Annotated in this window: 21 protein-coding genes; 5 read left to right on the top strand and 16 right to left on the bottom strand. The window is 51.1% G+C overall.

Annotated elements, in window-relative coordinates; translation table 11 throughout:
- Positions 1–133 precede the first annotated feature (133 nt).
- A complete protein-coding gene (locus NEA10_RS09945) occupies positions 134–1,330 on the top strand; it encodes an AAA family ATPase (RefSeq protein WP_252665184.1) in 1,197 nt (398 codons plus the stop codon).
- Between the two features lie 17 nt (positions 1,331–1,347).
- On the opposite strand, the gene NEA10_RS09940 is transcribed toward NEA10_RS09945, so the two are convergent.
- The 7 genes from NEA10_RS09940 to NEA10_RS09910 all read right to left on the bottom strand — a co-directional run bounded on the left by NEA10_RS09940 (position 1,348) and on the right by NEA10_RS09910 (position 9,909).
- Complete coding sequence (locus tag NEA10_RS09940) at positions 1,348–2,697, bottom strand: P-loop NTPase family protein (protein ID WP_252665183.1); 1,350 nt, start codon at positions 2,695–2,697, stop codon at positions 1,348–1,350.
- A gap of 11 nt (positions 2,698–2,708) precedes the next feature.
- On the bottom strand, positions 2,709–3,350 hold the full coding sequence (locus NEA10_RS09935) for a hypothetical protein (RefSeq protein WP_252665182.1): 642 nt from the start codon (positions 3,348–3,350) through the stop codon (positions 2,709–2,711).
- A gap of 34 nt (positions 3,351–3,384) precedes the next feature.
- Complete coding sequence (aroQ, locus tag NEA10_RS09930) at positions 3,385–3,861, bottom strand: type II 3-dehydroquinate dehydratase (protein ID WP_252665181.1); 477 nt, start codon at positions 3,859–3,861, stop codon at positions 3,385–3,387.
- 7 nt (positions 3,862–3,868) lie between these two features.
- The gene (locus NEA10_RS09925) at positions 3,869–4,006 is read right to left on the bottom strand and encodes a hypothetical protein (RefSeq protein WP_170189993.1); all 138 of its coding nucleotides are present in this window, start codon (positions 4,004–4,006) and stop codon (positions 3,869–3,871) included.
- A gap of 138 nt (positions 4,007–4,144) precedes the next feature.
- Positions 4,145–6,790 carry a putative bifunctional diguanylate cyclase/phosphodiesterase gene (locus NEA10_RS09920; RefSeq protein ID WP_252665180.1) on the bottom strand — a complete coding sequence of 882 codons (2,646 nt, stop codon included), beginning with the start codon at positions 6,788–6,790 and terminating at the stop codon, positions 4,145–4,147.
- Positions 6,791–6,916: 126 nt separating this feature from the next.
- Complete coding sequence (locus tag NEA10_RS09915) at positions 6,917–8,416, bottom strand: M16 family metallopeptidase (protein ID WP_252665179.1); 1,500 nt, start codon at positions 8,414–8,416, stop codon at positions 6,917–6,919.
- Positions 8,417–8,460: 44 nt separating this feature from the next.
- Entirely contained in the window at positions 8,461–9,909 is a 1,449-nt protein-coding gene (locus tag NEA10_RS09910) for a M16 family metallopeptidase (protein WP_252665332.1), read from the bottom strand.
- A gap of 324 nt (positions 9,910–10,233) precedes the next feature.
- On the opposite strand from NEA10_RS09910, the gene NEA10_RS09905 reads away from it, so the two are divergent.
- Entirely contained in the window at positions 10,234–10,854 is a 621-nt protein-coding gene (locus NEA10_RS09905) for a TetR/AcrR family transcriptional regulator (protein WP_252665178.1), read from the top strand.
- Here NEA10_RS09905 and NEA10_RS09900 read toward each other — a convergent pair.
- The gene (locus tag NEA10_RS09900; protein ID WP_252665177.1) at positions 10,851–11,477 is read right to left on the bottom strand and encodes a 4Fe-4S single cluster domain-containing protein; all 627 of its coding nucleotides are present in this window, start codon (positions 11,475–11,477) and stop codon (positions 10,851–10,853) included. The genes NEA10_RS09905 and NEA10_RS09900 overlap by 4 nt on opposite strands.
- Before the next feature lie 321 nt (positions 11,478–11,798).
- Here NEA10_RS09900 and NEA10_RS09895 point away from each other — a divergent pair, with 321 nt between their 5' ends.
- On the top strand, positions 11,799–13,025 hold the full coding sequence (locus NEA10_RS09895; RefSeq protein WP_252665176.1) for an AAA family ATPase: 1,227 nt from the start codon (positions 11,799–11,801) through the stop codon (positions 13,023–13,025).
- Between the two features lie 23 nt (positions 13,026–13,048).
- On the opposite strand, the gene NEA10_RS09890 is transcribed toward NEA10_RS09895, so the two are convergent.
- Positions 13,049–14,059 carry a hypothetical protein gene (locus NEA10_RS09890; protein ID WP_252665175.1) on the bottom strand — a complete coding sequence of 337 codons (1,011 nt, stop codon included), beginning with the start codon at positions 14,057–14,059 and terminating at the stop codon, positions 13,049–13,051.
- Between the two features lie 284 nt (positions 14,060–14,343).
- On the opposite strand from NEA10_RS09890, the gene NEA10_RS09885 reads away from it, so the two are divergent.
- A complete protein-coding gene (locus NEA10_RS09885; RefSeq protein ID WP_252665174.1) occupies positions 14,344–14,802 on the top strand; it encodes a hypothetical protein in 459 nt (152 codons plus the stop codon).
- A 15-nt stretch (positions 14,803–14,817) separates the two neighbouring features.
- On the opposite strand, the gene NEA10_RS09880 is transcribed toward NEA10_RS09885, so the two are convergent.
- On the bottom strand, positions 14,818–15,423 hold the full coding sequence (locus NEA10_RS09880; RefSeq protein ID WP_252665173.1) for a (2Fe-2S) ferredoxin domain-containing protein: 606 nt from the start codon (positions 15,421–15,423) through the stop codon (positions 14,818–14,820).
- A gap of 260 nt (positions 15,424–15,683) precedes the next feature.
- Positions 15,684–17,036 (bottom strand): 3-phosphoshikimate 1-carboxyvinyltransferase, encoded by a 1,353-nt coding sequence (aroA, locus tag NEA10_RS09875; RefSeq protein WP_252665172.1) that lies wholly within the window; start codon positions 17,034–17,036, stop codon positions 15,684–15,686.
- A 100-nt stretch (positions 17,037–17,136) separates the two neighbouring features.
- Here aroA and NEA10_RS09870 point away from each other — a divergent pair, with 100 nt between their 5' ends.
- Entirely contained in the window at positions 17,137–17,622 is a 486-nt protein-coding gene (locus tag NEA10_RS09870; protein ID WP_252665171.1) for a hypothetical protein, read from the top strand.
- On the opposite strand, the gene NEA10_RS09865 is transcribed toward NEA10_RS09870, so the two are convergent.
- From NEA10_RS09865 to psbA, 5 genes are all read right to left on the bottom strand, one after another.
- Complete coding sequence (locus NEA10_RS09865; protein WP_252665170.1) at positions 17,600–17,860, bottom strand: PIN-like domain-containing protein; 261 nt, start codon at positions 17,858–17,860, stop codon at positions 17,600–17,602. The genes NEA10_RS09870 and NEA10_RS09865 overlap by 23 nt on opposite strands.
- A complete protein-coding gene (locus NEA10_RS09860) occupies positions 17,857–18,564 on the bottom strand; it encodes a DUF433 domain-containing protein (protein ID WP_252665169.1) in 708 nt (235 codons plus the stop codon). Before NEA10_RS09860 ends, NEA10_RS09865 begins: the two co-directional genes overlap by 4 nt.
- 201 nt (positions 18,565–18,765) lie before the next feature.
- The gene (locus NEA10_RS09850) at positions 18,766–19,725 is read right to left on the bottom strand and encodes a BsuBI/PstI family type II restriction endonuclease (protein ID WP_252665168.1); all 960 of its coding nucleotides are present in this window, start codon (positions 19,723–19,725) and stop codon (positions 18,766–18,768) included.
- Positions 19,722–21,095, bottom strand: a complete 1,374-nt coding sequence (locus NEA10_RS09845; RefSeq protein WP_252665167.1) for an Eco57I restriction-modification methylase domain-containing protein — start codon at positions 21,093–21,095, stop codon at positions 19,722–19,724. Before NEA10_RS09845 ends, NEA10_RS09850 begins: the two co-directional genes overlap by 4 nt.
- 216 nt (positions 21,096–21,311) lie before the next feature.
- On the bottom strand, positions 21,312–22,373 hold the full coding sequence (psbA, locus tag NEA10_RS09840; protein WP_252665166.1) for a photosystem II q(b) protein: 1,062 nt from the start codon (positions 22,371–22,373) through the stop codon (positions 21,312–21,314).
- Positions 22,374–22,385 lie beyond the last annotated feature (12 nt).

The following is a 22,385-nucleotide window of genomic DNA, read 5'->3' as shown; positions in this document are numbered from 1 at the left end:
AGTAGAAGGGTTTTCAGGGGCTTCGCCTAAGAGGTTAACTTGTCTGCTTGACTGGGACAGAGATTTGCTACACCATAAGGCAAGGGGTCTTTGTCTTGGTGTGGAATAGGGATAATCTTGGTCTTGCTTGAACATGTCTCAACAGTCGGTTCCTAGAATTGAATATCTAAAAGTCCAGAACTACCGGGCGCTACATCATATAGAGCTTAAAAATATAACTCCCCTTACAGCATTTTTAGGTCCCAATGGGAGCGGTAAATCGACAATTTTTGATGTTTTTGCGTTTCTCTCAGAATGCTTTACAGGAGGACTGGGAAAAGCTTGGGATAAACGGGGCAGATTTCGGGAACTTCGCACCAGAGGCCAAGAGGGCTGTATTGTCATCGAACTTAAATATCGAGAAACATCTGAATCTCCTCTCATTACCTATCATCTCTCCATTGATGAAAGCAATAATCGTCCCTATGTCGCTCAAGAATGGTTACATTGGCGAGGAGAACGAACGGGCACACCCTTCCGCTTTCTTGATTTTAAAAATGGTGCAGGATATGTTATTAGCGGGGAGATGCCTGATGATGAAGATGAGCGCATGACCGAAGAATTAGAATCCCCCGAACTTTTGGCTGTGGCAACTCTGGGGCAATTTGCCAAACACCCCCGAGTTAGTGCGTTACGTCGTTTTATCACAGGTTGGTATCTCTCCTACCTCACGGCAGATAATACCCGTTCTATCCCAGAAGCTGGGGTACAAGAAAGACTTTCACCCACTGGGGATAATTTAGCTAATGTTATGCAATATCTTAAGGAGGAATATCCTGAGAGATTAGACAATATCCTCAGAACTTTGTCAGGACGAATCCCAAAACTAGAGAAAGTAGAGGCATCAATTATGCAAAATGGTAGGCTTTTACTTCAGATAAAAGATGCTCCTTTTGCTAAACCTATTCTTGCTAAGTTTGCCTCCGATGGAACTTTAAAATTATTGGCTTATTTGACGGTTTTATATGACCCAAACCCCCCACAACTGATTGGAGTGGAGGAGCCAGAAAATCATTTACATCCTCGCCTCCTTCCTGAACTTGCTGAGGAATGTCGTGCTGCTTCTGCTTGCACTCAGCTTATGGTAACAACTCACTCTCCTTTTTTTGTCGATGGGTTAAAGCCTGAAGAACTCTGGGTTTTATATCGAGACAATAATGGCTTTACTCAGGTTAAACGAACGGCTGACATGCAAGGGGTTAAAGAATTTATGGAACATGGTGCATTACTGGGTTCTTTATGGATGGAGGATTTCTTTGAGGCTGGAAACCCTCTAAGGGAGAGCTATTAAATCATAGAAACTTTAGGCTAATCCTTCATCTCCGCCGCTTCCAACAGAATGGGATTGACATCAAACCAGGATTGACGGTTTTCCTGATATTCAAAGACCATACGGCTGCGAATCAGGTTCTCATAGCCGACTTGGTCTTGTACTTTCTGCGTTCGACGCACCTCCCGCAATAACTCCCACTCCTCCGGGGAAATCGCCAAGGTCATCTCATTACAGCGATCGATAATGGCTGCTTCCAGGGTAGCCTCGGTTAAGGGAAGTTGCATCTCTTCTTCCACCCATTGAGCCAGCAATTGTAGCAAATCCCGCACATGACCGCCACTGACGCGACAGAGGCGGTCGAAAACCTCCCCTGTCTCGAAAATCTCCCCGACTCGTTCGAGGCGTTCGGCGTCCGTTAACTGGGGAAAGGCCCGGGCCAAGACCATTTGCTTGAGTTTCCCTAATCCTTCGGGATACTCCTCGCCGTTGCGATGACGAATGGAGACCATGGGGAGACATTCGGGTTTATATTGAAAGCGTTGGGTCAAGTTGCCAAATTCGTTGGAAAAACGCAAGCCTAATGGCATGGTATAGACGGTGTGACAGGCGAGTTTTGTCAGTAATTCCCCTCGGTCAACAAAGAGATATTCTTGTTGCGATCGCCCCGAAAGTTTCGGACGGTTATCGATGCGGTCAAGATTATCGACAATCACCACTAACCCAGCATAGCCGTTCTCTTTTAATAACTCGATTCCCGGTCTCAGCAAATCATCATTAACTGCACTGAGTAACCCGGTTACTTGTGGACCTAGATATTGGCTGAGTCGCTCACGAATCCGGGAGTCATTTTTGGCTCGTACGGTCAGGGAGGCAATTCCGGCTGAGAGGGAAACGGTTTTTTTCTGGCTATCTAATTCTCCTTTGAGGCTGGAGGTTCCCAGGGAGGCTTTTACGTCAATTTCTGTGGTCAAAACGTGATGAGTTCGCTCAATCAGTCTTCTCAACCCCCTCGCTTCGGGGACAGCAATCTGTTCGAGTTTGGCACTGACACGCTTGGCGACGGTCAAAAGAACATCGACAATATCTACATCGGCGGTGTCGATATCTTCGTCGGATTCAAAGTTAACGACGCAAAATCCATCGGTTTCTAATTCGGCTTGTAGTCGCTGAAGTTCAGTAGATTTGCCGCAGCCAATATGTCCAGTGAATAGGGAACAACTGGGTTGCTCTCGCAGCAAGACGCTGATTCGGTGTTTGAGTTTGCGAATGGCATCTTGACCCCGAACGCTGGTAAAATCAATGTAATATTGTCTGTCTTCTTCTTGGCTGACAAGGAGTGTTTTGCTCGGGTTAATGCAGTTAAAAAAATCAATATAATCCAACATCGCTAGACCCCTTAACCCCTCCGATATCTCTGATTATCGAGCCGTTCCCCCGTAACGGCGATCGCCCCCGGTTCAGGCGGCCAGGGGTCACAGTCGAGTCGGCCGAGCCAACGTTGCCAAATCTCCCAGGCTAGGCTATCTAGGGCCTGACGGCGATCGCCCGACAGACGCAACCGTTCCCGAGGAGGAATCCCCGCCTGAGTCCGTAGCGCCCCCGTTAATGCCCCCAAAATGGCTCGAACTTCATCTGAGTCACAATTTGCACTAAAGCCATCTCCCTGAAAGGCTAGAAGGGTGCTGAGAGCTTGTTTAAGGGCAGGAGACAGGTTGATAATTTGCTCCGATTGACTCAGAAGGCGATCGCCCACGGCCAATCCCACCGCCATTGCCAGGGGCTGTAACTCAGGGGGGAAGGATGACAACGCCTCCAGACGCTGATGGTAAAATACCCCCAGCACCGTCCCCAGGCCCAGTTGTACGGGAAACTCAGCATACTGGGGAAGTTCTGGCGCAAGAGTGCGTTGGTGGATTAAACTATGGAGGAGGTCTGAGGGAATTTCTTGCCAGAGATGGGGACAGCCGGGTTGTTGGAGATAACCCAACTCGGCCCCGAGAATGGCACCGCGAACGTTTTCAAATCGGGGTAAACCCATTAAAGGTATCACTCTAGCTGGCTCCCCTTTAGCATTAGGATGAACTGGCCGTCTCTCGCAAATGCTGCACCAGAGCCTGAAGTCCTAAAATATAGCTATAATAGCCGAAACCACTAATCTGCCCAACGGCAACTGGGGCGATGTAGGAGTGATGACGAAAGGCCTCCCGCTGGTGGATATTGCTGAGGTGAACTTCCACCGTGGGCAACTTGACGGCGGCGATCGCATCCCGTATCGCTACACTGGTGTGGGTATAGGCCGCAGGGTTAATGAGCAGGCCCTGAACTTGCCCCCACGCCTCCTGAATGGCATCGACTAACGCCCCTTCATGATTCGACTGAAAGCACGAAACTTTAACCTGTAAAGTCCGTGCTTGGTCTTCTATGCGTTTGTTGATCTCAGTCAGAGTGAGTGAGCCATATACGTCGGGTTCCCGTTGACCTAGCAGATTCAGATTCGGGCCATGGAGGACGAGAATCTGAAGGGGTGGGCCCTGATTGGACAGCGTCACCAAGAGACTACCGACGAACCCGGCGATCGTTAACCGGAATCGGAATTGCCTCGGGTTCGGGTTGCGCTTCGGGTCCGAGGACTGCATCAATGAGTTTGCGAGTCCATTCTCGAACCTTGTCCAATACCTTTTCGATGTAATCCATTAATCCGATAGCTCCTTCAGTTGAGCAGCAGGTCTTGACTCGCCGGCCAAGCTACCATAGCTTTAACAGTTTTAGGCGTTACTCTTATCATAGCGAAATCCCCCCAAAGGGTCAAAGTTTTAACTTAAATTTTGGAATTCACCAACGGGGGCGGCGGGCTAGGAGTTGTGCGGCCGCTGGGGCGGGGAGGGGTTTGGCGAACCAATAGCCTTGACCGATATCACAGCCGAGGTCTCGTAGTTGTGCCAGTTGTTCGGGGGTTTCGATCCCCTCGGCGATCGCATCTAAGCCCAGGATATGAGCCAGGTCGAGAATCGTCTGGATAATGGCGCGATCCTGGGCAGAATCCTCCATACGCCAGACAAAGGAACGATCAATCTTCAGGGTATTCACGGGGAAGCGATTTAGATAACTCAGGGAACTATAGCCCGTGCCAAAATCATCAATTCCTAACTTAACCTGAAGCCGTTTGAGGTCGTGGAGAACCTCCAGCGTGGTCTGGACTTCTTCCATCACTGCACTTTCGGTAATCTCCAATTTCAAAGATTCAGGAGCCAACCCCGTCTCGGTCAAAATGTCCTGCAACCGCTGTTTCAAATCCGGCGACTGGAGTTGATAGGGAGATAAATTCACGCTGATGATACTCTGGGCATGGTCAGGAAACTGATGCTGCCAGGCCCGCATTTGATAGCAGGCTTCATACAGCACCCAGGCCCCCAAGGAAATGATGGCCCCGGTTTCTTCGGCGACGGGGATAAACTCTGCTGGAGAGACCATCCCCCGTTGAGGATGTTGCCAACGCAGTAGGGCTTCAAAGCCAGCAATCCTGCCGCTGTGCAAGTCCACCAGGGGTTGATAATAAACCCGGAAGCGATCGCCGAGTTCTGAATGGGGCAGATTGGAATCCGTCAGTCCCTCGTCATGGGCCGGATGCTGCGGGGGGAGATAGACTTGGGAATGACTCATCGACTCCCGTAAATCCAGTTCCAGTTGAAAGGTGGAAATGGCCTGGGTATGGACATCGGGGTCAAAGGCGACGGGTTGAAACAGGTGTAGGGCCTTGGCCCGGTGCATGGCAGATTTGGCATCTTCCAGGAGTAGAGTCTGGCTTTGGCAACCATAGGCTACGCCAATACTGGCCGTCAGAAAAACCGGCTGTCCGGTCTCCAGGATAAAGGGGCGTTTGAGATAACGACGCAATTGCTGGGCGACCTGCATTACCGCTTCCAAACTGGTGGCGTTGGGTAGGAGTAGCACAAACTCATCAGCTCCCACACGGGCCAGATAGTTTCGGGGTTGTAATGGGGACTGTAAACGTTTACTGACATCGATGAGGATGCGATCGCCCGTCTTATGCCCCAAACAGGAATTCACCGCTTTAAAACGATTGAGATCCAAAATAATCACCCCAAGACCCCGAGCCTTGCCCCAAGTCCAAACCCGCCAGTTTGACCCGATCTCGTAGAGAAAGGTTTGATTGGGAAGTTGGGTCAAGGGGTCATTTAAAAAATGATGGGCGAGGCTATAGATAAAGGTCAGGGTTCCCCCCAACACCATCCCCCAACGAATCCAAATACCTGGCAGCCAGACGTTTAGAGCAAAAAAGCCCCATTCCAAAACGCTCAACCCCAACAGCGTTAACAGAAGAGCCCCCAGTAACCGTCCCAGATGACGCAGCCGCCAGACTAGGGTCATGATTAAAGCAATCCAAGCCCAACCCCAGAGCAGTTCTAACCCATCGGGGATAAATCGCCAGGGCTGTTGCTCTCCTAGGGCCAAACCAAGGAGCTGATTGGCCATGTTGCGGTGCAATTCCACCCCCGGCATATTCACCCCATCACGATCGGCACGCTGGGAACTAAAGGGTGTGGCAAAGCGGTCTCGGAGGGTGGGGGCCGTAGAGCCGATTAAGACAATGCGATCGCGCAGCAGTTGCGGGTTGAACTCTCCATCTAATAACTGGCTCACCGAGAGCATCTGAGCCCCACTCGCTTCGCTATGATGCACATAGTTGAGGAGAATTTGATAGCCGGCATCATCGATGTGATGATACCCTCCCGGGGAACTCGACAGGGGAACCAGACGGGACTTGCCAAAACGAATGCCATCGGGATGATGGGGATCGTTGGCTAGGGCAATGCCCTCAGATTCCAGGTATTTTAAGACCACCCGCAGGCCGAAAGAGTAAACAATCTCGCCCTCTTGGGTATTGGCAAAGAGCAAATGACGGCGAACCACTTGGTCGCGATCCAGAATGACATCGTTAAACCCCACCTGATGCTCAGAAACCCCCCTTGGAGCCGTCACAGAATTGGCAATGTTCTGAATCACAATCAGGTTATCAACCCTGAGTTGTTCGGCTAAAGTCTCATCCCCCGTATCAGGGTCAAAGTCGCGATACACATCTAAACCAATGACGCGAGGGTTGTGAACCTGCAAGGCTGCCAGAATTTCCCCCAAGCGTTCATCGGAGAAGGGCCAGTGGTAGCGACGGATATCGGCTTCAGTGATTTCTAAAATCACCAGTCGAGGATCGAGCCGCACCTGGCTACCCTGACGTATCACGGCATCAAACTGGGCAAGTTCTCCCGCCTCAAAGCTCCCAACTCCCCGCAAAAAAGTGATTACGAGCATCACCAGGAGGTTGAGAGCGATAATAGTGTAGTTGATGCGACCCTTATGCCAGATTCCGAGCGATCGCAGCCGTTGGGGTAAGCGGCTCTGCGCGAGTTTCTCTCGTAATAGCTTTAGGGTAGTGCAGTTTCGGAGAGTGTCTGAATGCAAGGGCAAGCTCCGGACATCACTAAGGAACTGTGAACAGGGGTCCATTAGACCGCAAACCCCAGTTTTGGGAGCGGAGTGTACCTGTTCTTGTACCCTACTATCCTAGTGCTGAGGGAGGCACCTGGTTTAACTCGGTTCGGGAATTGTCACATCAAGCAAGGTGACATCATCCTGAGGGGCGATCGCATCCAATGGGGGGTCAATGGCCTCACGGCTGCCCACCACTAAGGTAACTAACTGCTCAGGGTTGAGATAGGTTTGAGCCACCCGTAGGACATCCTCCACCGTGGTATCTCTGACCCCATCTTGGTAACGAAAGAGAAAGTCGCTGGGGTAATCATAATAGTCGTAGGTTAAAAGGCGCGAGAGGGTTTGGGCACGACTGGCGAAGTTAAAGACAAAGGAGTTGAGGGTGGAATCTTGAGCAAACTGCAATTCCTCTGAGCTAATGGGTTCTTGGCGAATGCGCTCGATTTCCCGTCGCACCGCTTGGATAAAGGGAACCGTTGCCTCTGAGCGAGTTTGTCCCCCAGCCCGAAATACCCCCGGGTAGTCATATTGTGCGCCCCAAAAGCCGTAGACTGAGTAGGCTAGGCCTTGGCGCGATCGCACCTCGTTAAACAGCCGTCCCCCAAAGCCACTGAGAACATTATTCATCACCCCCAACACCGGATAGTCGGGGTCATTACGAAGGCCCCCCAGATGACCCAGTTCTACATAACTTTGAGTTAACTCTGGGCGATCGACCAGAAACACCCCCTCGGTCTCAGCTTGAGAAATGTCCGATAAGGCGGAGGCGGGATTCCCAAGGGAGGACCCGCTCGCCTGCCAATCTCCTAGCTTGTCCTCAATTAGCCTCTTCATCTGGCGGGAGTCAAAATCCCCCACTAAGCCAAGAATGAGGCGATCGGGTTGCACGGACTGTTCATAAAACCCCTGGATATCCTCTGGCTCAATAGCATCGAGGGTGGCATATTCCATCGTCCGAGCATAGGGACTTTCCTCACCATAAATCAGTTTCTGAAACTCACGATTGGCAATGTTGTTGGGTTGGTCATTGCGTCGAGAAATGTTCCCCCTGGCTTGATTTTTGAGTAAGGCCAACTGTTGGGTATCAAAGGCCGGTTCCCGCAACACCTCGACAAAGAGATCGAAGACCCGTTGTAAATCGGGGCTGAGGGCCTCAAAGCTCACGCTTCCATTACTATTGCCAATAGAGGCTTCCACGGAGGCAGCATTTTGTTCTAATTGCTGATTCAGGACATTAGGGGGATGACTTAGGGTTCCTCCTGCCCGCATCAGGGCCCCAGTCAGACTGGCTAACCCCACCTTATCAGCCGGTTCTAAGCGACTGCCAGTTTGAATGAGGCTCACACCCGAGACTAAGGGGAGCCGGTGGTCTTCCATTAAATAGACCTTAAGGCCATTGTCTAGTTGAAATCGCTCATACTCTGGGAGTTCAACGTCCGGTAAGGGGGGAAACTCCAAGTCCCGGTAATGTTGTGGTGTGGCCGCGACGGAGGGGGGAGCTTGTAACAATTGGCTAATCAATAGCCCCACGAGAAAGAGTAAGGCCAGGTAGGGGCGCAGATGGTTCCAGAAGGGAGTTTGGGACGGCTCAGACATGAGTTCAGAAGGTGGAGGGGTCAAGATAGGGATTGAGTAGGTCTCTAGGAGGGGAGCAATTTACCGATCGTACGATTCTCGGGGGTGAAGGTCTCTTGGGCCAGGCGCCGGATATCATTGGCAGTGACAGCGTCGATGGCTTGGATTTCCCGGAATAGGTTATGCCAGTCGCCGGTTTTGGCTTGGTATTCAGCCAGGAGACTGGCCATCCCTGAGTTGGAGTTGAGCGATCGCAACAAACGGGCTTTGGCTTGGGTTTTCACTCGCTCTAAGTCATCACGGGAGACCGTCTGTTGTCTCATCTGGTCTAGCTCCTGACGTAACAGGGTTTGTACCTCGTCTAAGCTATGGTTGGGAGCGGTTACGGCATAGAACAGGAGGAGATTGGGGAATTTATCACCGGGAAAGCCATTGAGACCTTGAGCATTGAGGGCGACCTGTTCTTGTTCTACCAGAGATTGATAGAGTCGGGAGGTGCGGCCATCGCTCAGGAGGGCCACCAGCAACTCATAGGCGGCGTTGTCAGCATCGGTGCGGGCGGGACGATGATAACCTTCGAGATATAGGGGTTGACTGGGAAAACGGACTTCCACGTCCCGCGTCTCCTCCTGAGGGGGTTCCACGTCCTGCACCTCTGGGGGGGTGGGGCCCGCTTCGTAGCGACCAAAATAGGTTTGGGCTAAGTCCTGAACTTGGGAGAGTTTCACATCTCCAACAATCGCTACGGTGAGGTTGTTGGGAACGTAGTAGGTTTCGTAGAACTCCCAGGTGTCTTTGGGAGTGAGGTTGCGGATATCGGCTTCATGGCCAATCACCGGTTGGCGATAGGGATGGACGGAGAAGGCGGTGAGGAGAAATTCTTCGACGAGACTGCCGATGGCGGAATTGTCAGTTCCCAGGCGACGTTCTTCGAGGATGACGTCTTGTTCTTCATAGAATTCTCGAAACACCGGTTCTAGGAAGCGTTCGGATTCTAGGGACATCCAGAGTTCGAGTTTGTTGGCGGGGAAGCTATAGAAGTAACGAGTGGCATCGGCGGAGGTGGTGGCGTTGAGGCCGACGCCGCCATATTGCTCGACGATTTGACCAAATTCATTTTGAACGACGTACTCTGAGGCCTGCTGTTGGACAGCTCGGAAGTTCTCTTGCAGTTCCTTGACTCGGGCCTCGTCACCGTCAGCTTGGGCCTGGCGAATCTGCTCATGGAGGTCGTTGAGTTGTTCGAGGAGGGGGGCTTCCGCCTCATAGTTGGTGGTGCCGATGCGGGGGGTTCCTTTGAAGGCTAAATGTTCCAGGAAGTGCGCGACGCCTGTTTTTCCTGGGGGTTCGTTGGCTCCCCCAGCATCAGCATAGGTCATGAAGGAGATGATGGGGGCTTCATGACGTTCTAAGACAATGAATTTCATGCCATTGTCTAGGGTGAATTCCTGGATTTGGGCTTCGGTGCGATCAAGATAAGGGGTAATGGAATCGGCCCAACTGGCCCGGGGCATCAGCGTTAGGGCTAGGAGTAGGGGGATGAGGAGCAGGGCGATCGCCCACCCTCGACGGGGAGACTGGATCGCATCACGGCTGACCGGGGCTTGCCAAGGTTGGGAAAACATGAACATAAGAGGAGTCAGATGAGGAGTCAGATGAGGAGTCAGATGGGGTCGAGTGGGTCTTAAGGCTGGGGGTTAATGTGAGTCACGATATAGAAGTTTTGCGATATATAACTTCTGATAACAATCTGTGAATGTTTCCGCATTTTTTTCAAAACTTATCCCAGAATAATGTTAGCAACTCTCTGCGAATGTCCTCGAGTTTTATTAAGACCGATGAAGACAATGCTTCACCCGACCCGCACTCCGGAGGCGGAAACCCGCACGCGAATTTTAGCATCGGCTCGTCGGTTGTTTGCCCATCAAGGCTTTGAGGGCACAACCACTCGTGCGTTAGCTCGGGCCGCTGGGGTGGCAGAAGGAACCCTCTTCCGACATTTTGACAACAAAAAGGCCATTTTGGTGGAAGTGGCTACTCAGGGCTGGGTGGAACTGCTGACGGATTTGCTGACGGAACTGAGTGAGATGGGGAGTTACAAGTCCGTCTCTCAGGTGATTCAGCGTCGGTTGTTCCATCTCCGGGAGAATGCTGATTTGATGCAGGTTTGCTTTCTCGAGGCCCAGTTTCACCCGGAATTGCGCGATCGCATTCAAGAGGATGCGATCGCCAAAATGATGGATGTGGCGGAAGCCTTTGTGGAAACGGGCATTGAGCGCGGGATTTATCGCCCCATGAACCCCCGCTTGGTGGCTAAGGTCTTTCTGGGCATTTTTGCCATCTCCGGCTTTAGCTATCAAACCCTGATGGAAGGGAATCCCTCTCCAGAAGCCATGAAAGAGATCGCCGATGGCTTGGCGGATATCTTCCTCAATGGGGTACTGGTGAAGGGTGCTTAGGAGCTGTACGCCTCGCCGATGCCCTGCTGTCCCCGAAATCCGGTGATAATCCGGGTTCCATCTTTGAGAATATGGATTTCCATCTGATCGCTGGCCCAGTCGAGACGGGATTCTAAGTCGGGGTTGAAGACTCGCACTCGTTGGTTGCGGGAGGAGACGAGAGAGGTGGGGTTATGGATGGCTTGGTTCTCTAGGTAGGGGCCATCGACGAGTAAGTCTAACTGCTCTAGGAGGGCGGAGGCTCCTGGAGGGGCCTTGGGCGATCGCAATTCTTCTAGGGTAAAGCCACTAAAGGACATCACGGTGAACCCTTGAGCTTTCAGCCGTCGCGCCAACTCAGCTAAGGCGGGAGCTTGCCAAAAGGGTTCTCCCCCAGAAAAGGTGACCCCTTCGTTTAAAGCATTACCCGTGACTCGTTCGACTAATTCGTCGATAGAGATCAGTTGATTCGCTTCAAAGGACCAAGAACTGGGGTTAAAACAGCCTGGACATTCCCGCAAACAGCCTTGCACCCAAATAACGGCCCGTTTCCCGGGACCATTGACTTCAGATTCATCCACATAGCCCATAATGTTGAGAAAGCCGGGGGGGATGGATTGGTTTGGGGGTTGGGGTAAAGTCATGGCTATTAGATTATCTTTGAGTTATAAAAACCTGGCATCCTAGACGCAACAAGAAAAGAGTCCTAATGGGGATTTGGCTCAATAGACCTTCACGTTGCATCGCTTCATGGTGGTTATTCGATAGTATAGCAATTCCTAGCTGAAACTTGACCAGCCAGCTACCGGCAGAAAGGGCAGAAGACAGGCACAACCGTCCTTAGCCACCCAGTTGTTCTCAGTTTACCCCAACAGCTTCGGGGTGGATTAGACTTGTGATGCTGAAAGCGGGGGGTCTGGTGTAGCGGACTATCATTGCAGGAAAGACGGGTTGGTGTCTTATAATTGAACAAGAATCCAGAACAACCTTTTGCCGCAGGCTTAAACTCTATGAGACTTATCTCTATTAAAATTAAAAACTATCGCGTTTTTGAAAATATAGAAATAAAAAATATTCCAGGTTTTTGCGTTATTATAGGAGCTAACGGAACGGGTAAATCAACTCTTTTCGATATTTTTGGATTTCTTCGTGATGCCCTTAAAAATAACATTCGTCAAGCTCTTCAAATTAGAGGCGGCTTTAATGAAGTTGTTACCCGAGGTAAGCAAAATGAAGACATCGAGATTGAATTGAAATTTCGCATGAAAATTCTTAGCGCAGAACGTCTAGTCACTTATGTGCTGATTGTCGGACAAGAAAAACAAAGACCCATCATCAAGCGAGAAATATTACGCTATAAACGGGGTGAGTATGGTTCTCCTTTTCATTTTCTTGACTTTCAAAATGGCAGAGGATATGCGATTAAAAACGAGGAAGACTTTAAAAGCGATGGAGAACTTGAGCGAGAAGAACAACAATTAGAATCCGCCGATATTTTAGCCATTAAAGGATTAGGGCAATTTCAACGGTTTAAAGCGGCTAATGCGTTTCGTTCATTGATAGAAAATTGGCATGTTTCTGATTTTCATATCAGCGATGCTAGAGGGAGTAAAGATGCACTCTATGCTGAACACCTTTCCCCCACAGGCGACAACATGGCAGTCGTTGCCCAATATATTTACCAACAACACCCTGAAGTTTTCCGGGAAATTTTGAAGCGTATGCGGTCACGAGTTCCCGGCGTATCAAAAGTCGAAGCCAAGAACACCGAAGATGGCAGACTGATCCTGAAATTTCAAGACCAAGCTTTTAAAGATCCGTTCATTGATCGCTATGTATCCGATGGTACTATGAAAATGTTTGCCTATTTAATTTTGCTATTTGACCCCAAACCCCACCCCTTATTATGTGTTGAGGAACCAGAAAACCAACTCTATCCCAGCCTGTTACGAGAACTTGCCGAAGAATTTGCGAGTTATGCCCATCGGGGCGGACAAGTCTTTGTTTCCACCCATTCCCCCTATTTTCTGAATGCCGTTCCCCTAGACAGCATTTTTTGGCTCATCAAAGACCAAGGTATCACCAAAATCCAGAAAGCTACTGATAGCGAAACGTTGAGAAATCTTGTAGACGCAGGAGATCTCCCAGGTTATCTCTGGAACCAAGGCTGGTTTGAAGGAGTTGCCCCCTAATGAGTGCTGATGAGTCCCCCAGATTAGGACTGAGAGCGGTTTTCCTGACGGGCGAGGTAGAGTTGACGGCTATAGTCAATGAGGCGGTTCTTCGCTGTCCCATAGGCGGCCGCCTCTTGAGGAATTAGACGCAGGAGACGGGTCGCGGTGGCTAGGTTACCCTGTTCAGCAAAGTCGGCTGCTTGCTGCAAGAGGTCTTGGGCTTGCTCTTCCCGGGCTTGACGATAGAGCGCTAAATATTGTTGAGCCTCCCGGTGGGCGTTGGTTTCTTGGGGAATTTGACGCAGATAGCCAATGGCTCCGGCAAAGTCGTCAACATAGGCAAGAAATTTAGCCCGATAAAGCCAGTAGTCGGCCTGGGTGTTGCGCTTTTGCTGATATTCCAGCAGCTTGGTTTGGGCTAACTCGCTGACTGGGGTGTTCTCGGAAATTTGATTGAGAAGGGCAATGGCTGAGGCAAAATCCCGTTTTTCAGCTCGATTGAAGGCCTGTTGTAGAATTTGCTGGGCCGGTTGCTCATGAGAGGCTTCAGCCGTAGGGGTGCTTGAGGAGGCGTTGATAGTGTTGGGGCGATGATCGCCACGGGGCTTCGGCTGTACGCGAGCTTGAACCGCTTGAGCAAAGCTGGTCAAATCCTGTTTCCATATCTCCAATTCTTGCTGGGCCAACTCTCCCCAAACTTCTGGGGCGACGGTACTTGGGGTGAGGACTAGATCGGGATCGGTTTCGGCTAAGTTTTCCGGAAGGGGGGGAAACTCACGGTTGGCTTCCGCTCGAAACAGTTGCTGGCCGTAATACTGACTAGCCAGCAGCACTGCTGTAATTCCGGCACTGGTTCCTAAGACGTAACACCAAGCCGGGGTCTTGTCCTCGTCCGGTTCCCCATGGATGACCATTTTCCTCGGTGCTGGGGGCAGGGGCAAATGCTCATGGACTAAGGCCCGCTGGGGTGGGGGTAAATAGGCCTGACGCACTAGGGGTAAGGCTGGGTTAGCACAGGGTTGAGGCTCAGTTAAGGGGGTAAGGTCTGCCATAGTACTTAAAGGGTGACGGTCAACCGCGACGGCAACATTCTCAGTTCCTCTAGGTACAGCCTCGGAGACTCTCTATCCGGATGGCTCAGATTCCGATGTTCTGCAAGTTTCTACGGAGTCTGTCTGGGGCTAGATATCGGGAGGGTCACGACACCCAGGTGCATCAAGATTTGTAAGGGCATGGCGATGGCTCTAGGAGGGGTTTGATAAGATTCCCCTAGAGTACACGGGCGATCGCTCGCCGAAACCCGTTCTCTTGCAGTCTTTTCAACCCCCGATTAATTATGGCCAATGCCCTTGCAAATGCCCCAGATATCACGGCGGATCATTATGTGGTTCTCGGACTGGCAGTGTGTTTTCTACAAGAAGATGGGGAGGTGCAACAGGTTCGCGTAATTGAGCCGATTCCCTCTTCATCCCTCGAAGCACTGCTCAAAGGCATTCCCACGTCTTATGAGTTGGCTTACGCCACGACGATTGGTGAGATTTTTGATGGGGAGACGTTTCAGGTTCCCGCTGTTTTCCCTGAGGAGGCTCAGTTGGGCAATGACTTAACGGAGCGGATTATCGCCAGCAGCCGCACCTATGCCAAACGCCCCGAGGCGACTCAGCATATTTCCCTGGGGACCACCTATCGCGAGTTCAATCACAGTTTGGAGCGTAAGCGTGTTCTGAATAGCGATCGCGTGGTCACCACTGACGATAATGTCAAACAACATCAATACACCCACGAGGTTCTCTAGCCTCGTCCCTTCCCCTTAACCGAAATGCTGGTCTAGCAAAGCCGGGATTTCCTTGGGTTTGATGTCACTGTACCGAGCTTTTTGGGGTAATACCACCAGGTTCGGTGCAGATTTGCAGCGTTTAAGACAGCCGGTGGCCTGGACTTGGATGGAATCGCCGAGTCCTTGTTCGTCGAGCTTCTGTTTCAGGAGTTTACAGAGGTCGGCGCCCCCCCGTTTACGACATTTGGATTTTTGACAGACGAGAATTTTGCCGGCGGGCGCTTTGATGGCCTTGGGGTCCGGTGGGTTCTCCAAGGACTGGGGCCCTTGTATCTCTAGGGCGGGACAGGGGGCTCCTTGACCGGGTTTGCTCAGTTGTCGCAATCCGGGATGAGCCTGGATTTGTTGGGCTTTGCGCTTAATGGTGTTGTCTTTGGCTTTGTATTTTTCGGTTCCTTGCACCGCAATCCAGATTCCCGGTTCTAGGTCCCAGGGTTGCGATCGCAGGGAGGAACTGAGTTTGATTCGGTGGGTTCCCTCTTCATTGAGAAGGTACAAGGCTTTGATTTGGCCCTTACTCTTGCGGCTGAGACTCAGGACTCGTCCAACGAGATGGAAGGGGCGTTTACAGGAACTCATAGGGGTTAGTGATAGCTTGGCTTGTTAGTGAGAATTGTAGTCAATTAAATTAGGGTTGACAAGGGGGATACCCCTCAAATCTAAATCTGAGATGACTCCGTACATGCCAAGATATGACGCATTTGGCGAGAAAACCGTCTAAGTTGGCTTATTCCTGTCAGGTTAATTTGTAACTATTCGCAATAAACCGGGCAACGACCTCAGAATCGGGGATGAGAGGCCCCAACTCGTTGAGCCGAGAGGGGCTGCTCATCCATTCGTCATCCGTCATTCAGGGCGGTTTTCAGGGTATGGATGAAATTAGGGTAGGAAATTGAGGCGGCTTGGGCGTTGTAGAGATGACTGGGCCCGTTAGCCAGGAGGGCGGCGATCGCTAAACTCATGGCCACGCGGTGGTCATCGTAGCTGTCTAAATCAGCTCCCTGGAGTGGAACTCCGCCGGTAATCTCCAAACCATCGGGACGTTCGCGGACGTTGGCCCCGAGTTTCCCGAGTTCTTGGGCCATGGCCAGGAGGCGATCGCTTTCCTTAACCCGTAACTCCTGAGCATCGCGAATCACAGTGGTTCCCTGAGCCATGGTCGCCGCGACAGCCAGAATGGGCACTTCATCAATGAGCCGGGGAATCAAGGCCCCGCCAATCTCACAGGCTTTGAGTTGAGAACTGCGGACGCGGATATCAGCCACTGGTTCTCCGGCAACTTCCCGTTGATGTTCTAGAGTGACATCCGCCTCCATCTGGTGTAGGGCGTCTAAAATCCCAGTTCGGGTGGGATTGACCCCGACGTTTTCTAGGAGTAGGTCGGAACCGGGGATAATGGCGGCCGCGACTAACCAAAAGGCGGCGGAACTGATATCACCGGGAACGATCACCGGTTGTCCTTTGAGCGTGGCCGGGCCGGTTACGGTGACACGATGACAACTGGGGTCAACCTCAATCTCGGCCCCAAAGGCCCGCAACATCCGTTCACTGTGATCTCGGGATAGGGCCGGTTCGGTGACGGTGGTTTCCCCGTGGATACTGAGGCCGGCTAGGAGAAGGCAGGATTTGACCTGGGCCGAGGCCACGGGGGACTGGTAATGGGTCGGTTTGAGGTGAGAACCGGAAATGGCTAGGGGAGCCAGTTGTCCTGCATCTCGACCCCAAATCCTCGCCCCCATTTGGCTCAGGGGGGTGACAACGCGCGACATGGGGCGCGATCGCAGGGACTTATCCCCGGTGACGGTAAAAAAGCGTCCCGGCTGGGAGGCTAACAATCCCAACATCAGGCGCAGGGTCGTTCCTGAGTTGCCAGCATTGAGGACATCGTTGGGTTCTTGCAGATTGCCAATCCCCAAGCCGCGCACGCAAACGGTTTCGTCAGAAAGTTCAGAGATATCTGCCCCCATCTGACGAAAACAGGCGGCGGTACTTTGGGGGTCTTCTCCGAGGAGTAGGCCCTGAATGGTTGTTTCCCCTTCGGCGATCGCCCCCAACATCAAGGCTCGGTGGGAGATGGATTTATCTCCAGGGACATTAATTTTTCCCGATAGGCCGACCCCGGATGTTGGGGGAATGATAACTAAATCTTGACGTTCTTGATCGGTTTTGACTGTTACGATGGGGGAAGACATATCATCTACTAGAACAGCTAGGACAGTGGACTTATCTTAGCCCGTGGATGCTTCCCGTGATTGCCGATTTGCCCCCGTTCCTGAACTCTTTTGCCTTTCTATGCTGACTCACCGTAAACCCGCCTGTCTGTCGCTAATTTCTACGGATCTCCCCCTTTGGTCCATGGTAGAAACCACAGCGACACTCTATCAGAAAGACCAACAGCGGTTTCATCTGCTGTTGAACGAACCAGCAGTTCTTGGGTGGCAACCCCAGGGCAACGCCAATTCCGATCTTGATGCGGATCTGACCCCGACACGCCTGTTGTGGTTTGAGATTTCTCCCTACCGGGCGATCGCCACCATGCAAGGACAAGGGGGACTCAGTTACCGTCATCTCTGGGAACGGGGGATGTATGGCATCAGCCGGTATTGGTTGCGGGGAGAGGAACCCCACTCTCACAGTCAGATGCGCTTACGCAATTACACACGACAACTTGAGTTTTCTGGGGGATCGCTGCCAGAACATCTGCGCCTGGATTATGAACTTTGGTCTGGACAACTCTCCCTAGGGCGCTATGTCCTCAACCTGGAGGTTCATAGTTAAACAGTAAATCAGTTTTGCAACCAACGCCAAAAGCGCCCCTTCGAGCATCTTTTGTCAGGACAACCCACCCTCGTTGTCCCACTTCTGGCAACCAGTCCACATCAAGGGCATTTTGGGTGAAATGGTCATCATGGAGTGCAATGGTTAGCCCTTGTTCTTGTAGTGTTTGCCCTAGTTTGCGACCGAGACATCGGTCAATATAGAAGACAATTGGCTCGATGGGAGGCTTACCCATCATGCTACGGCGGGAAGTTCGCAACGAATGGCCTCTTCAATCGAAGCTAGATCGCAGTTGTAATCCGCTGCCAACTCTTGCGTGGTTTCTCCCGCCCGGTAGCGATCAACCACAACATCCGTGGGAACCCCAATGTGGGCGATCGCCAGGCGACCAAAGGCAATTCGCGGATCGAAGGCGAGAATTTTGGGGCTTTGCTCTTCCCGCGTTCGGGTAAAGGGGTAAAGTCGTAACGCTAAACCGCGATCGTTCCATTCGATGCGATCGAGATGTAAGTCTAAGGCAGCTCGCAGGGCTAGTTGTCCGTTTTGACTAACGTTGAGGAGGTGACCACAGCGCTCAATAAATAAGTTTATCCCATCTGTGAGAAAGCGATTGCTGGCAAGAGGATGGGGTTGGTCAAATTGGCTTTGTAGGTAGTCAAGGGCAGTGCGGACGCTCCCTAAGTCAATCTTATGTTGAGTTCGCAAAGCACGGAGGATATGAATTTCTAATAAGTTGATGAAGCTGAGGCGTTGAGGGCGAACTTGGGGAGGCTCGATGAGAGGTTGAAAGGTTTTGTTGCCGTCTTTGGTTGGATATTGTCTCCCTTTAACCCAGGTGCGAACGGTGGCTTCGGGAATCCTGAGGTAGTGAGCGGCTTGAGGGATACTATAGTTGGGAAGGTGTTGGGGCTGATTTAGGTTCAAGGCTAAGGTTGAGTTCATATCGCAATTAACGCGGCATCATCCTACATCCTAGCCCCCAATGTAAAAAGCGCCCCCCGCAGGAGGCGCTTCAGTTCTCAGCTAGAGAGAGAGGGGTCTAGCCGTTAATCGCAGGAGCTTCAGTAGCTGCCAAATCGAGGGGGAAGTTGTGAGCGTTACGCTCGTGCATCACTTCCATACCCAGGTTGGCGCGGTTGATGATCAACGAGGGCGATCGCAGTAGGGACCCAAAAATCGTTCACCATCAAAGTGGATTAAGTGAGAGGGCGAATCAGCAACCCAGACTTCTGTTTCCCAGGCAATCTCCCCTAGATAACGAGACATCACCCCTCGGTTGGGAAATGCCGTCACATAGACTAATCCGGCTGTCGACCGGCTACATAACTTGGCTAACTCATCATGTCGCTTCCCATCGACGGGACCATGGCTGGTAACAGATTCAACCAGTAGTAGCCAGTTTTTTTGCCTGTAGTGCAAAACCACATCTGGCATTTTGCCATGGATATCAATTGTTACTCCTAGTTGGGTTAGGAGTGCTTGATTGAAATATCGCCACTTATTACCCGTATCACCAACATAAATGAGAATACTTCCCGGGGCGAACCGGGGGGCAAACTCTTCAATAATGGCTCGAATGAGCTGGCTATGGTCTCCTGAACTGAGGGTGATGGTTTCACCGGAGGCAACTTCAACCGGAATTTGATGCTGCTGGCGGTCTTTGTTATAGCGACTGATTAAGGTCTCACGATCGCCCAAATACCTCTTCAGGTTTTTGTCCCACTTTGGCGTATCAAAGGTCTGTAATAGTCCCAAGAGATTGGGTTCGATCTGATAAACAGCTTTGGGGCTATTCACCGGGCGATCCGGTTGGTCTGGATTATAAAGGACAATACCAGCATCACGAAACTGGTGCAGGGTCTGACGGCGAATTGTCTCACGGGTGTTGGGGGCATAGTCTTGACCATAGTTCTCCCGTATCCAAGTGATGATTGGCGTAATGCCCATCAAAGGACATTCTGCCTCAGACCAAGGTTGTCCCGGATGAAGATTGAGTAACGCTAATAAGCAGAGGGCAGAACGCTTATTCTGTTGTTGTTTTGGCAAGCCGAGACTTTTGAGAATCTGGCGTGCGGCTTTCAACGATTCCTCTATTTGGCTCATTGTAATAATGTGGTCAGTTTGTTATCAATTGCCTCTTGAGTGAGTGGGTCACCTTCCTCAGACCAATGACCTAAATCCCCGATAACCTCTAAACTGGGATAGCGCATCTGCTTTAAGTCTGTGACATTTACCTGTGTATGCCCGCTAAATTGCCTAAATTGTTGGTCGATTAGGGTACTATTGAGGAGAATCATTAAGCCACGAGCTAGGACTGGAGGCAATCCCTGTTTATTTATATGAAATACATTTAAGTGATTTTCAAAACCTATAAATTGTGAGTCTTGGCAGCAACTGGGTTTAACTAAACCAGCGATAATACGCCGTTTTTCTTCTTTTGATGAAAATCGACGTACAACACAATAAAAACCCTTGGAATAAAGCCATTTTTGAGTATCTATATTGAGGGCGATCGCATTGGCTTTTTTACTCTGAGGTTGAGGCCAGTTTATCTGACCATCTTGAATGTGAAGCGGGTAGATGAGCGGAACTGTTTCTGAATCTGGCATCTGGCGTAAGTGCGGTTTTAGACGAAAATCTACCACCGGACCCGTTGAGACCTGAATACCCAGATCCGCAAGAGAGTAACGGAATTTTGAGCTTAGGGAATTAGGGCGACTCTCTTGGGATGTTGGAATATGAATAAAGCATTCTGGATCTGAGGGGGAGACAATGTGATGAAAGGGATAGTCCTGCTGACTCAGGTCATGAAATGTATTATCCGTTGAGGTGGAAATCGTAACATCTCCTTGCTGAAGTCCCCGCTCAAGGTGTAGGATCATGTTTTCTTGTAAGACATTATCGTTTTTAAAGACCTGGCGACGGGATTCAAATAAATGAATCTGGCGGATAGCTGCCTGTTCAAGTAAAAGTTTACGAAACGGTCGATAGTAAGGGCCATTGCAAAAACTGCGAGGGGCGATCGCCACCAGTTGTCCGCGATCCGCTAATAGTAATAAAGATAGGGCGATAAAGGCAGAATAGAGGTTGACTGTTTCAATTCCCACTTGCCGCAAAGCCTTCCGGTGGGGGGAATGACTATGAATTTTTTGATAAGGAGGGTTGAGAATAGCGTAGTGATAGCGGGGTAAGGGTTGAGCAAACAAATTCCCAGACAGCCAATCGCTGGCAGCGTGGATAAAGTCCTGGGGATAGAGTTTTACCTTAAAATTCAGGGATGTTTGATAGGAAACCAGAGTTTTAGTGAGCTGGGAATGTAATGACGGATCAATCTCAAACGCATCCAGTTCAATTCTGTTTAAATCTAACCTATGAGCATGATTGAGGAACGCCGCCGAGAGATATCCCACGCCGGCCCCAGCATCAAGTAAATGACAGGTTTCCGTTAAATTTGGGGTGAATAGTCCCGCCATGAACTGGGCAATTTCAGGCGAGGTGAAGAATTGACTGAATTGAGATTGATTGACTGATCTAAGCTGTGCTTTTGGGGTTAGTTCAGGTGGTTTGAGCGGAGATGCCAAAATGTTCCCTCCCAGAAAGTTATAACATCTCATCCTACATCCTAGCCCCCAATGTAAAAAGCGCCCCCCGCAGGAGGCGCTTGAGTTCTCAGCTAGAGAGAGAGGGGTCTAGCCGTTAATCGCAGGAGCTTCAGTAGCTGCCAAATCGAGGGGGAAGTTATGAGCGTTACGCTCGTGCATCACTTCCATACCCAGGTTGGCGCGGTTGATGACATCGGCCCAGGTGTTGATGACCCGACCTTGGCTATCCAACACGGACTGGTTGAAGTTGAAGCCGTTGAGGTTGAAGGCCATGGTGCTGACCCCCAGAGCGGTGAACCAGATTCCCACCACCGGCCAGGCACCCAAGAAGAAGTGCAAGGAGCGGCTGTTGTTGAAAGAAGCGTATTGGAAGATGAGACGACCGAAGTAGCCGTGAGCAGCAACGATATTGTAGGTCTCTTCTTCTTGACCGAATTTGTAGCCGTAGTTCTGAGACTCGCTCTCGGTGGTTTCACGAACCAAGGAGGAGGTCACTAGAGAACCGTGCATGGCGGAGAACAAGGCACCACCGAAGACACCGGCCACACCCAGCATATGGAAGGGGTGCATCAGGATGTTGTGCTCGGCTTGGAACACCAACATGAAGTTGAAGGTTCCCGAGATGCCTAGAGGCATTCCATCAGAGAAGGACCCTTGACCGATGGGGTAAATCAGGAAGACGGCGGTGGCGGCAGCTACGGGAGCGGAGTAAGCTACGCAAATCCAGGGACGCATTCCCAGACGGAAGGACAGTTCCCATTCACGACCCATGTAGCAGAAAACGCCAATGAGGAAGTGGAAGATAACAAGCTGGTAAGGACCGCCGTTGTACAGCCATTCGTCAAGGCTAGCGGCTTCCCAGATGGGATATAGGTGAAGTCCGATGGCGTTAGACGAAGGAACAACGGCACCGGAGATGATGTTGTTTCCGTACAGAAGAGAACCGGCAACGGGTTCGCGGATTCCATCGATGTCCACGGGAGGAGCAGCGATGAAGGCGATGATGAAGCAGGTGGTGGCGGTCAGCAGGGTTGGGATCATCAGGACACCAAACCAGCCGATGTAAAGGCGGTTGTCGGTGCTGGTGACCCAACTGCAAAACCGTTCCCAGAGGGAGGCGGATTGCTGTTGTTGCAGTGTGGTTGTCATAGTTAAATGATT

The organism is Phormidium yuhuli AB48, assembly GCF_023983615.1.
GTDB lineage: Bacteria > Cyanobacteriota > Cyanobacteriia > Cyanobacteriales > Geitlerinemataceae > Sodalinema > Sodalinema yuhuli.
The sequence above is the reverse complement of the archived record's forward strand: the minus strand, read 5'-3'. Positions and strand labels throughout refer to the sequence as shown.

What these genes read in the sequence shown, in the direction of transcription:
- NEA10_RS09880 (WP_252665173.1), bottom strand. Translation starts at nt 15,423, where the DNA reads ATGAGTTCCTGTAAACGCCCCTTCCATCTCGTTGGACGAGTCCTGAGT.
- NEA10_RS09890 (WP_252665175.1), bottom strand. Translation starts at nt 14,059, where the DNA reads ATGGCAGACCTTACCCCCTTAACTGAGCCTCAACCCTGTGCTAACCCA.
- NEA10_RS09905 (WP_252665178.1), top strand. Translation starts at nt 10,234, where the DNA reads ATGAAGACAATGCTTCACCCGACCCGCACTCCGGAGGCGGAAACCCGC.
- NEA10_RS09935 (WP_252665182.1), bottom strand. Translation starts at nt 3,350, where the DNA reads ATGGGTTTACCCCGATTTGAAAACGTTCGCGGTGCCATTCTCGGGGCC.
- NEA10_RS09885 (WP_252665174.1), top strand. Translation starts at nt 14,344, where the DNA reads ATGGCCAATGCCCTTGCAAATGCCCCAGATATCACGGCGGATCATTAT.
- aroA (WP_252665172.1), bottom strand. Translation starts at nt 17,036, where the DNA reads ATGTCTTCCCCCATCGTAACAGTCAAAACCGATCAAGAACGTCAAGAT.
- NEA10_RS09865 (WP_252665170.1), bottom strand. Translation starts at nt 17,860, where the DNA reads ATGATGGGTAAGCCTCCCATCGAGCCAATTGTCTTCTATATTGACCGA.
- NEA10_RS09925 (WP_170189993.1), bottom strand. Translation starts at nt 4,006, where the DNA reads ATGGATTACATCGAAAAGGTATTGGACAAGGTTCGAGAATGGACTCGC.
- NEA10_RS09860 (WP_252665169.1), bottom strand. Translation starts at nt 18,564, where the DNA reads ATGAACTCAACCTTAGCCTTGAACCTAAATCAGCCCCAACACCTTCCC.
- psbA (WP_252665166.1), bottom strand. Translation starts at nt 22,373, where the DNA reads ATGACAACCACACTGCAACAACAGCAATCCGCCTCCCTCTGGGAACGG.
- NEA10_RS09910 (WP_252665332.1), bottom strand. Translation starts at nt 9,909, where the DNA reads ATGCCCCGGGCCAGTTGGGCCGATTCCATTACCCCTTATCTTGATCGC.
- NEA10_RS09945 (WP_252665184.1), top strand. Translation starts at nt 134, where the DNA reads ATGTCTCAACAGTCGGTTCCTAGAATTGAATATCTAAAAGTCCAGAAC.
- NEA10_RS09915 (WP_252665179.1), bottom strand. Translation starts at nt 8,416, where the DNA reads ATGTCTGAGCCGTCCCAAACTCCCTTCTGGAACCATCTGCGCCCCTAC.
- NEA10_RS09850 (WP_252665168.1), bottom strand. Translation starts at nt 19,725, where the DNA reads ATGAGCCAAATAGAGGAATCGTTGAAAGCCGCACGCCAGATTCTCAAA.
- NEA10_RS09940 (WP_252665183.1), bottom strand. Translation starts at nt 2,697, where the DNA reads ATGTTGGATTATATTGATTTTTTTAACTGCATTAACCCGAGCAAAACA.
- NEA10_RS09870 (WP_252665171.1), top strand. Translation starts at nt 17,137, where the DNA reads ATGCTGACTCACCGTAAACCCGCCTGTCTGTCGCTAATTTCTACGGAT.
- NEA10_RS09845 (WP_252665167.1), bottom strand. Translation starts at nt 21,095, where the DNA reads ATGGCGGGACTATTCACCCCAAATTTAACGGAAACCTGTCATTTACTT.
- NEA10_RS09900 (WP_252665177.1), bottom strand. Translation starts at nt 11,477, where the DNA reads ATGACTTTACCCCAACCCCCAAACCAATCCATCCCCCCCGGCTTTCTC.